9 protein-coding genes are annotated in these 9293 nt (G+C 63.2%); 1 reads left to right on the plus strand and 8 read right to left on the minus strand.

Going from position 1 to position 9293, the window contains the following annotated elements; translation table 11 throughout:
• Both ACR2JI_RS17115 and ACR2JI_RS17120 read right to left on the minus strand, forming a co-directional pair.
• The coding region (locus tag ACR2JI_RS17115; RefSeq protein WP_526392133.1) for a hypothetical protein at positions 1 to 1180 on the minus strand (1180 nt) is incomplete at its 3' end.
• A 110-nt stretch (positions 1181 to 1290) separates the two neighbouring features.
• Positions 1291 to 1905 (minus strand): 4Fe-4S dicluster domain-containing protein, encoded by a 615-nt coding sequence (locus tag ACR2JI_RS17120; protein WP_526392135.1) that lies wholly within the window; start codon positions 1903 to 1905, stop codon positions 1291 to 1293.
• 215 nt (positions 1906 to 2120) lie between these two features.
• Here ACR2JI_RS17120 and ACR2JI_RS17125 point away from each other — a divergent pair, with 215 nt between their 5' ends.
• The gene (locus ACR2JI_RS17125) at positions 2121 to 2786 is read left to right on the plus strand and encodes a TetR/AcrR family transcriptional regulator (protein WP_526392137.1); all 666 of its coding nucleotides are present in this window, start codon (positions 2121 to 2123) and stop codon (positions 2784 to 2786) included.
• A gap of 12 nt (positions 2787 to 2798) precedes the next feature.
• Here the strand turns inward: ACR2JI_RS17125 and ACR2JI_RS17130 are convergent, their stop codons facing one another.
• From ACR2JI_RS17130 to ACR2JI_RS17155, 6 genes are all read right to left on the minus strand, one after another.
• Positions 2799 to 4010, minus strand: coding sequence for a cytochrome P450 (locus tag ACR2JI_RS17130; RefSeq protein ID WP_526392139.1), 1212 nt, complete (start codon positions 4008 to 4010; stop codon positions 2799 to 2801).
• Positions 4011 to 4021: 11 nt separating this feature from the next.
• A complete protein-coding gene (locus tag ACR2JI_RS17135; RefSeq protein WP_526392141.1) occupies positions 4022 to 5584 on the minus strand; it encodes an AMP-binding protein in 1563 nt (520 codons plus the stop codon).
• Entirely contained in the window at positions 5581 to 6276 is a 696-nt protein-coding gene (locus ACR2JI_RS17140) for a hypothetical protein (protein ID WP_526392143.1), read from the minus strand. The genes ACR2JI_RS17135 and ACR2JI_RS17140 overlap by 4 nt, the downstream gene beginning before the upstream one ends.
• A 9-nt stretch (positions 6277 to 6285) precedes the next feature.
• Complete coding sequence (locus ACR2JI_RS17145) at positions 6286 to 7593, minus strand: phenylacetate--CoA ligase family protein (RefSeq protein ID WP_526392145.1); 1308 nt, start codon at positions 7591 to 7593, stop codon at positions 6286 to 6288.
• 119 nt (positions 7594 to 7712) lie between these two features.
• On the minus strand, positions 7713 to 8882 hold the full coding sequence (locus ACR2JI_RS17150; protein WP_526392147.1) for a thiolase family protein: 1170 nt from the start codon (positions 8880 to 8882) through the stop codon (positions 7713 to 7715).
• A partial coding sequence (locus tag ACR2JI_RS17155) for a Zn-ribbon domain-containing OB-fold protein (protein ID WP_526392149.1) occupies positions 8879 to 9293 on the minus strand: 415 nt, incomplete at its 5' end. The genes ACR2JI_RS17150 and ACR2JI_RS17155, both read right to left, overlap by 4 nt.

Genomic DNA, 9293 nt, shown 5'->3' on the forward strand with positions numbered 1-9293 from the left:
CACTGACATTGAGCGAACCGTAGCTGCCGTCGAACACGATGATCTTGTCTGTCCCGCCGCGTTCGACCGCGGCGTCGACCGCGGCGGCCAAGTTCTCGACGACCTCGGCACGGTCAAGGAACATCGGATTGCTGAAATCGTGGCGAAGTGCCTGCGCCATTTCGGAGTTCGCAACAAAGGTCGGGCAGATCATCGTCAGGCTGGTGAAGTTCAGACCTATGAGTGCCTGATTGATCACTGCCGCTCGGATGGACTCGGACAGGCCAACCGACAGGGCCTTCTCCAGAGCGACATCCTCATCCGCCCGCTCGAGGTCGAACCAGTCCATCTTGTTGTACATCAGGTGCCCGAAGATCAGGCCACCCGCATGGATGTAGTAAGGCCACTTACCGCCGTCGATAACGGCGACACAGTCGGTGATGGATCGGAAAAGAGCCAGCATCGAGCCGTATGAACGCAGGATGTTGGCCGTCATCCGGTCCCCCATCGCCCGCAGATTGTTGTCGGCGTCAACGCCGGTGATTCCGTCGGGTGAGGTCATCAGGGAAACCGAGAACGCCAACTTCGAACGTACGAAGTCCGAATCTGCGATGGCCCGCCCGATGAAGTTCCCACTTCGGGGTCCCATGGTCATGTGGAAGACCGATCGGGTCTCCATCCGCGCGTACGACATTCCGAATGGCTTGGTGATTCTGTCGATCGCGCGGTGCAGGTAAATCTCGCGCGGGTCGTCATAGTGGGCGTGGATGATCCAGTCGCCGTCGTAGACCTTCCGCAACCCGTAGAGCGTCCCCATCGCGGTCTCGATCGGGATTCCCTGATCCATCGGCGTTGCGCCGCGGACCCGTCCGTCGAAACGGCGGTCCAGTTCGTAGTACTCGATGATCTCCGGTGCTTCTTTAGCCCCGAGCCACGCCATCACGACCAGTCGTACATTGATACAACCCGTCCGGCGCTGCACTTCGTCTTTGATCGTGGTGAGCATCTCGGCATACGCATCCCCGCCGAGAATGCCGAAACCGTGCTCGGAGCACAGCACGTTGACGGTGTCGCCCGCCTTGATCATCGACATATCCACCGGGGCCAGCGCCGCTTCAGTGTGCGCCCGGATGACCGAGGCGTCGGTGTCATAGGAGTAGATCGCCTGCTCGATTGCCGGGAAGAGATCTCGGACCTTCACCGACACGATGCCGGGAAGGTCCGCTCCACGAACGGCTTGCGGGGGCGGGCCATAGACAGTCGGCATGACGGTCGGGGGCGTGAGCGCAGGATGGGTCGTTATTCCGGAGGTCATGGGTGTGCTCGCTCACTCTGGGAGGATCGCTGTGAGGCTTGCTCCTGGCGCAGCGCGAAGAGCGGATAGCCGTCGGCTGCAGCTTCAGGAATCTCCAGGAGAACCTGATCGGTGTCGTAGCGCCGTACATGAGGTTTGTCGTCGGCGCCGTTGCCGTTTCCGGCCCGGAGAATACGAAGCATCGGGACACTGCAGTACATCAGGCACCCCGAGGCGGCACCGGTCGCCCGCGCCAACTGCTCGAAGGTTCGCGCGCCGGCGATCACGGCCGCGGCGAGCTCCTTGACCTTGGTGCTGCTACACAGGCAGGCCATGTGGTCGGCGTCCAACCCGGCGATATCGCACAACTCGCGGATCTCGGCCGGGTCGAAGTTCTTCGCCGGGGTTCCGATCCGTCGCGGTTCCGGCAGTTCGGCGATGGTGATGGCATCGTCATCGCAGACGTCGATGCACCGGAAACATGCGATGCAACCGGCCTCTTCCACGACGGCCAGCGCGGTCTTGCGGGGACCGACCATCTCGATCGCTCCGGTCGGGCAGGCGCGCTCGCACCGATAACAGCCGGTGCAGTTGGCGTCGACGATTTCGACGACCTGTTTGACGATTTTCAACCAGAGCCTCCCGCGGTCCGCGTTGCAGTCGATGCTAGGAGCCAGTCAACACCGGATTCAATCGGTGGACGCACCTTCTTCCGAAAAGCCAGTTTTCGGCGGAGTGGCCGTTGGCCTGCGGTTATGGCGCAATAGACCAAGGGTGGGACCACCTGCCCGGGCAACTGGCTATTGTTTAGCCGACCAGCGTGCGAACCCCGGAACGAGGAACACCGATGACGTCGCCCCCATCGTCCGATCAGGATCCTGTCGGCGGGTTGAGCGGGGTCCGCACGACGGCCGCGGAGGCCGACGCCGAGCGCAATCAGTTGCTGCTGGCGGCGCGAGGGGTTCTCGAACGCAGCGGATGGTGGGGCTTCAAGGTCGAAGGGGTCCTGCGTCAGGCCGGGTTGTCCACCCGGAGCTTCTACCGGCACTTCGAGAAGAAGAACGACCTTCTGATGGCATTGATGGACAGAGAGCTCGGGGGGGCGGCGATACATCTGGCCCGGGTTACGGCGGGCGGGGCGACGCCGGCCGAACGCGTCCGCAACTACATCTCCGCAACGCTCGATATGGCCTACAACGAGGAGCTGGTCAAGCCGTCATCGCTGTTCGCCTCGCATTGGCGGGAATTGCGACACGAGTATCCCGACGAGATCGACCAATGCGCGGCCCGGATGGTCGCCCCGCTGGCCGAAGCCATCGCCGACGGCGTCGCCGGTGGCGAATTCACCTCCGAGGATCCGGTCGCCGACGCACAGGCGATCTTCAATCTGGTGGCTGGAATGGCGGCGGATCAGGCGAGTTACCGGGCCACCCCGCGTCAAGAAATCGAGCACATCGCGTTACCGTTCATCGCTCGAGCCCTGGGGATTTCGGGCGGATTGACCACACGTTGACGCCCGCGGCGTCTACCGGGGTGTGAACTCCAGCGGCAGGTAGGACACCGAACGCACTGTGCCGCCCGGATACTGCGGAGTCTCGCCATCACGGATCCGATACGAGGCCGTCCGATTGTGAAACTCCTCCACGGCGCATCTCAGTTCCATTCGGGCCAGGTGCGATCCCAGACACCGATGTGTCCCACTCGCGAAGGCCACATGTCGGTTCGCCTTACGGTCGAACCGGACCTCTGCGGCTGCCGGGCAGCCAGACTCGTCCAGGTTGGCCGCGGCCCACAGCAGCTGCATATGGTCACCCGCGCGCACCTGATACCCGGACGGCAGGGTGAGGTCCTCGGTGGCAAGCCGGTGACCCCACTGGACCGGACTTTCATAGCGCAGCAGCTCTTCGACGGCGCTCGGAATCAACGCCGGGTCATCACGTAACTGCTGCTGTTCGTCGGGGTGTCCGGCCAGCCTGGCGAACATGCACGACAGTGCGCCAGTGACCGTGTCAAGCCCGGCGACCATGAGAAGGAATGCGATGTTCAGCTGTTCCTGCTTCGTCAGCATCTCGCCATCGACCTCCGTCTGAACCAGGCCGGTGAGCAGTCCCGGATAGGAGTTCGGATCGGCCTCTCGCAGATTGATCTGTTCGTCGAGGTAACCGAACATCCGCAGTGCCGCATTCATCCGGAGTTCGGCATCGCCCTCCGCCGATCCGGTATGGGCATGAACCAGATCGTCTTTGAACTGCAGGAAGAATTGGCGGTCGGTGTCGGGCAGTCCAAGCATGCGGACGAAGATGATGGTGGGAAGCGGGACACAGAACTGGCTGTACAGCTCAACTTCGCCGGCATCGATGAAATCGTCGATCAGCGCGTTCGCCAGGCGCCGGACTTCAGGCTCCAGACCCCCGAGTTGCGATACCTTCGACTTCGGCGCGAAAAGAGGGTCCAGCAGCCTGCGGAACTTCGTGTGTTCCTCACCATCGATGTCCAAGGGAATCAAGCGCTGCCCGGCGGCCATGTCCGTACCCGCATCGCCGTTGCCGAGCACCGACTTCTGCTGATTGATGAACACGACGTCCTCGAGTCGCGTTATCAGCAGCGGGGAATCATCGCCGCGGTCCACCACTGCGGGACCCTGCAGCAGCTTTCCGTACACGTCCCTCTGCGGACATTCCCCCGCACTCCGGACGATCAATTCGTCCACACCGATGTCGTACCGCTTACGGGCCATAGCAGTTCTCCTTATGTCGCAGTGCGAGCGATGGCATGTTCAGCCCCGCCGCCCAAGTTGACGCCGCCCGGGTATCCCCCGCCGCCGTAGCGTTCGTCGAGGGCGGCGTAGTCCTTGGCCGGTCCGAGCATCGGTATTTCGGTAGCAAACTCTATGCTCTTCGGCTTCTTGTAGGACGCGATGATTGATCGGCAGTGCTCGATCAGTTCGGCCTCGGTGACATTGGCATCGGGCGCCAGCACCACGATCGCCTTGACATCCTGCAGGAACCGCGGATTGGGAATGCCGATGACGGCTGCTTGTCGCACCGCGGGGTGGGACTCGAGAGCCTTCTCCACCTCAGCGGGAAAGATGTTCTCAGCTCCTGACTTGATCATCCTCGTCATCGTCCCGATGAAGCTGATGCTGCCGTCGGATTCGCGGCAGCCCAGGTCGGTGGTTCGCCACCAGCCGGCCCGAAAACGATTCGCGTTGATTTCCGGGCGATTCCAGTAGCCGAGGTGCACCATGTCGCCGCGGGCGCAGATCTCCCCCGCCTCACCGTCGGACACTTCGGTGCCGTCGGCGTCGAGCAGGCGAACAACCAGACCCGGTGCAGGCCAACCGGCATTGCCGATCGAGCCACCACCGAATGCCGGCATGACATTGAGGCCGGTGATTTCGGTCTGTCCGTAGCCCATTCCGCCGGAGATGCGTGTCGCTGGAACATCGTCGAACTGCACAATTCCGGCCCACAGCGGAATCGCGGCGTTGGCGCGGAAGGCCGAAAGATCCCGTTGCTGTTGCTGTTGCAGACCGACTACGTCGGCGATCGTCGCCGGCATCAGGAAGGCCGACGTGCAGCCGCGTCGCTCCAGAGTTTCGAGCACGGCTTGAGGATCGGGCCGACGCAGGATCACGTTCGTCCCGCCCATCGTGAAGGTGGGGATTCCGGCGATCTGGAAATTTCCGATATGAAACATCGGACCCGAGTTGAGAAACACGGTTTGCGGGCCGATCGAATAAGCCCAGGCCGTCGCCGCCCCCATCCGCAGCAGGTTGTGCTGCGAGAGCATGGAGCCGGCCGGCCGGCCGTGGATCGCGGCGGTGTAGATCACCAGCAGCGCATCATCGGCCGAAACCCCGCCGACTGGCGATGTGGCGCTACCCGCGCCAAGGAACGCCTCGTAGCCGTCGTCGGCGTCCAGCCAATGCCGGCTGTGCGGTGACATGGCGCGAGCCTCGCGGACCGTCGCACCGATTTCGTCTTCCTGCCAGAAGATCACCGCTGGGTCGAAATCTTCGATCGCGAAGGCCATTTCGGCGGCCGACCATCGCCAGTTCGCCGGGCACACCATTGCGCCGAGTTGGGCTGCCGCACAGAGTAACTCGTAGACCCGGAACGAGTTCTGGGCCAGCCAGAGAATGCGATCACCGCGACCCAGCCCGGCCGCCCGCAACGCGCCCGTCAGGCGCGACACACGCTCGGACAGCTCCAGCCAGGTGATCTCGCGATCATCCTCAGCCAGCGCGAGCTTGTCGCTGCGGCCCAACGCATGCTGCTCAAGGATGTCGGCGAAGGTCGCCCGGCTCAACGGAGGCCGTCCATGCTGACGACGCTCCTTTCGACGATCTGACTTACACTGCCTCGGACGCCGGTACGCTGATTTTCGAAACGCTCCGCGCGAGGACCGCAGGTGGTGACGAGCAGTTCGCCACCGTCAGATTCGATCAGCCATTCCTCCTGGTTGTACAGCAGGCCTTCGCTCGAAGGATCACCCGCCAGGAGTGCAGGTCCGGCCATCGCGATAACCGACGCGTCGATACCCAATTCGGCCAGCGGTGCGACGGCGTCGGGCTGGGCCAGGATGTGACCCACCCGTCCCAGGAGTTCAGCCGCCCGCCCGGTCTGGGCAAGTGCTGCCAACGATTCGCTCCCGACACCGATCAGCATGTCGAAGTCGAACCGGCTCAGGAAACTGGAGAATCGGGTGACGTCCCAGCCCCATGCCTCGATGTTCGAGTAGCAGGCTCCAATTTTGATTGCGGCATAGCGCACCGGATCGAACCAGGCGCCGTGCCACGAGAGTGCACTGACCAGAATCCGTCCATCTGATTCGATTCCCCATCGCCCGAGCATGTCGGCCGACCAGGCGGTATCGCGGAGCGTATCGGATTCAGATACCGGGAAGTCGACATGCTCTCCGTCGACGAGGAATCTCGAGATTCGTGCCGGGTCAGGACGTTGCAGCAATTCTGCACGCGCGGTGGTGGATTCGTATGTCATCAATACACCTCAGGTCTTGCTCACTCGTGGCACCTTCGCTGCAGACGATGCCCTGGCGATGATCGCCTTCTCGTCCACCAGTTCAAGGTGCGGTCGGATACCGAGCGCTTCTTCGATCTGCCAGCTCAGCCTTTCGTCCAACTCGGTCAGATCGCCGGTCCGGCTGGTGTCATAGCCGACCCGGATGCGCAGTTCATCGAGTTCCTCCGCGGGGCGGATTATCTGGAAAAGCGCGCCGCGGGTCTCGTCGCATTTCTCCACCACCTCCCAGACCTGCATCGGCGTGACCGCCAGTCCCCGGACCAGGATCTGGTCACCCTTTCGTCCCATCGGCCATTTGCGCACGTGGGTGCGCCCACAGCCGCATACCCCGCGGTCCAGCACAACGAGATCATCGGACCGGTAGCGGATCAGTGGCGCCAGGTCGTTGTCGATCGCCGTCACCACCAGTTCACCGATCTGGCCATCGGGCACCGCGTCAGAACCTGAGGTGGATATGCACTCGACGACCGCAGTGTCCTCCCAGATGTGGTAGCCATCGCCGATGCTGCATTCCCACGCCGTTCCGATGTCACCGGCGCTGGTCCACATCACCAGCTTGACGTCCCACTCATCGCGGACCTTGGCCTGCATCCGACTACCGAGTGGTTCGCCGGCGAAACTGGCGAATTTCAGCGGTGCCAGGGCTGTGCGGATATCGCGCACCTCGCTGAGCGAGTCGAGTTCGCTCATCAACGGACCCATCAGCTGCAGGTAGCGGATGTCATAGCGATCGACGGCATCGAGCACGTCATTCCATGCCCCGAGGAAGCTGTTGAAATCGATGCTGGTGACGCCGAGAAGACGGAACGCATGCCGGCCGCCCCCGCGGAACGTCGTCGGCTGCTCCAACGCTCTGTCGCCGGGCCGCAAACCATGCTCCCAGAGGCTCCGGATCATGCCGACCGCAAGCGGGCTCCATGGCCGGTGATACTCGGCGAAGTAGGTCGGCTCACCGGTCGTTCCCGAACTGGACATGACCGCGTTGATCGGACCCTCGGACGGGCACACCAGACCTCCGAAGGGGTCCCCGTGGTCGTCGCGCCACTGCTTGATCAGATCTTTGGAGATGAACGGGATCTTCTCGGTGAAATCAGCCATCGACTTGATATCGGCGGGCCGCACACCCGCCTTGTCCCACCACCATCGATACAGCGGTGCGTTCTCATAGGCGATGTTGACCAGTTCGAGAATTCGCGCCTCTTGACGTGCCTCGAGCTCCGCCCGCGGCATCGTCTCGAGGTCGGGTTCGAAGAACTTCTCATCCATCACGTTCATCGCGTGCAGTTCGCCATTCCCTCAGGGAAGTCCGGGACCATTGGGGTGACGCTAATCACTGGGTTGACCAAACTCCACGTAGATCGACGCACTCGGACGAGAACGACATTTCGTCGGCGCTATCCGCGACATAACGTGACGCCCTGGGCGTTGAAGAAGAAGCCACCGATCGTCAGCAAAGCCCGCTGTGCGTCGGAAACCTGCCTCGGTCCGGCGAGGCCCTGTAACTGGTGAACCGCCTCCCGCAGATGTCCGGAGCCCTGGGTGGCCCCCTCAGATAGCGAGCCCCCGTGCGGGTTGATCGGCACCCGGCCGCCGATCAGCACCCGATTAGTGTCGTGATCCCAGTGCTCTGCCAGGAATTCGCCCGCTTCGCCGCGGCCGCACCAGCCGGCGTTTTCGATCCAATTGAGAGTGAGGACGGTGAAACCGTCGTACGGGAAGTACACGTCGACATCGTCGATCCAGAATTCGCTCTTGGCACGCAGCGACTCGACCACGACCTGTTGTCCGTGGCGATCCAGGCCCGCCAGCTGATCCTCTTCGTTGCGGTCGGTCTGCCCCAGCACCACCGCGTCGATCAGCACCGGCGGTAGCGCCATATCCCGCGCTCTCTCAGCCGTGGTCACGATGAACGCGTCAGCCCCGTCCACCGCTATATCCATGTCGAGCATGCACAGCGGCCAGCGGATCATCCGCGCGGCCAGGTATTCATCCATCGACAGTGGCGTGGCGATGGCGGCAAGCGGATTGTGCGCGGCGTTGGATCGGTCGTTGATCGCGACCAATCCGAAGGGCTCCTTGGTCAACCCGAATTCGTGGATGTAGCGGGAAGCCCACGCGGTGTACCCCACCGCTCCGGCGATGTTCTCCGGCCCGGGCTGGGGGTCGGACAATCCGGGCGTGGCGATCCTGCGGAACGGATCCTTCAGTGAGGATCCGGTATTCCACGGCAGTCGGTAGGCGGCATGGTAGACGAGAACGACTTCGGCAAGTCCGGCGTGAACGGCCGCCGCCGCAGCCGCGACATGGTTGCCGATCGGGATCGGCGGATTAGCCGACCAGGTCGTGCGCGGAATGCCCAGTGTCGACTGCAGCACCGCGGCCGACGGCCAGGATCCGCATAGACCGTCGATATCAGCGACGGTCAACCCGGCCTGCTCGATGACATCGATGCAGGCTTGCGCTGCCAGCGAGGTCTGGCTGCGTCCCGAGTTGCGCGCCACGAACCCGGTGCTCGATGCGGCGGCGATGGCGACGCTGTGCCGGAGCGGATTCTGAACGCTCACGCCGGACCCCCGTTCACCAAGCGGAATACCGGCATCGGGCTGCTATGGCGTGTGTGCCAGACCAATTCGACAGCCGCGCCGATGGTGATGTCATCCACCGGGGCGTCGACGACGGTGCTGGTGAAACGCAGCCCAGCGCTCTCGTCGAGCTCGACTGTGACCACCGGGTAGGGCGTCCGGTAGTCGACGCCCTCGGCGGGCGGCCCCTGATGCAGGAATATGGCCATGTGGATGGTGCCCCTGCCACTCACGTCGGTGGGCACGACATCGGTCGACCGGCAGTGCGGGCACACCGGCTTGGGAGGGTGGTGCGAGCGCTTGCAGGATCCGCACCTGTTGATCAGTAGCCGGCGCTGCAGCGGTCCGCGATAGTGGGCGGCGTTGTCGTGGGTGATCGGCTCACCCTGATAC

Source organism: Mycobacterium sp., from assembly GCF_051006775.1.
GTDB lineage: Bacteria > Actinomycetota > Actinomycetes > Mycobacteriales > Mycobacteriaceae > Mycobacterium.